The 805-nt window shown below is 55.0% G+C and carries 1 protein-coding gene and 1 pseudogene; both read left to right on the forward strand.

All coding sequences use genetic code 11. The features are described from left to right. Positions 1-193: pseudogene (locus tag PLA23_RS13600) on the forward strand (nascent polypeptide-associated complex protein); the annotation flags it as partial. Further along, positions 190-805 (forward strand): methyltransferase domain-containing protein (locus PLA23_RS13605; RefSeq protein ID WP_324475571.1); only part of this gene is annotated, 616 nt, incomplete at its 3' end. The pseudogene PLA23_RS13600 and the gene PLA23_RS13605, both read left to right, overlap by 4 nt.

The raw sequence follows: 805 nt of genomic DNA on the forward strand, positions 1-805 counted from the left end.
GATGAAGATGCAGGGTGTTGTCACCTGGCAGATCACCGGTGAACCACGGTTTGAGGAGGCTGCTGCGGTGATCCCGGACGAGGATGTGAACCTGGTAGCCACACAGGCGAATGTCACACCGGAGGCGGCAAAGGCAGCCCTTGTTGAGACTAAGGGAGATATTGCAGAAGCAATCCTTCGTCTGTCGTCATGATAGCAGCCGGAGACCGGGTCATTCTTTTTGGAAAGGGGAAGACCTATGTTGTCCGGGCCGGTGAGGGCAGTATCGGGACTGACCTTGGGATGGTTGACCTTTCCGGGCTTATTGGAAAGGAGCCGGGAGATGTCATCACGACGAGATCAGGAAAAGAGTTCATCATCCGCCTTCCCCGGGCAACCGACTTTTTTGAGCAGGCAAAACGGAGCGGGGCACCCATGCTCCCCCGTGATATCGGACTGGTGATCGGTCTGACCGGGATGAATAAGCATGATCACGTCCTTGATGCCGGGACCGGGAGCGGGGTTGCAGCGGTCTTTTTTGCCGGAGTTGCCGGACGGGTGACGACCTGTGAACGACGGGAGGAGTTTTACCGGATCGCTGCAGAGAGTATCCGTGAGACCGGGCTTTCAAATATTGAGGTGGTGAACCGTGATGTCCTGGAGATGGATGGCCGGTATGATATTGTCCACCTTGATCTTGGGATAACGAAGGAACATGTTATCCATGCTTTCTCCCTGATTCGTCCGGGCGGGTACCTGGTCTGTTATACACCGTTCTTTGAGCAGATGGGAATCGTGTTTGATACTGCCTCAGGGCTCTTTTCAG

Origin of the sequence: Methanospirillum sp., assembly GCF_035406105.1 — an archaeon.
In the GTDB taxonomy this organism is placed as follows: Archaea; Halobacteriota; Methanomicrobia; order Methanomicrobiales; family Methanospirillaceae; genus Methanospirillum.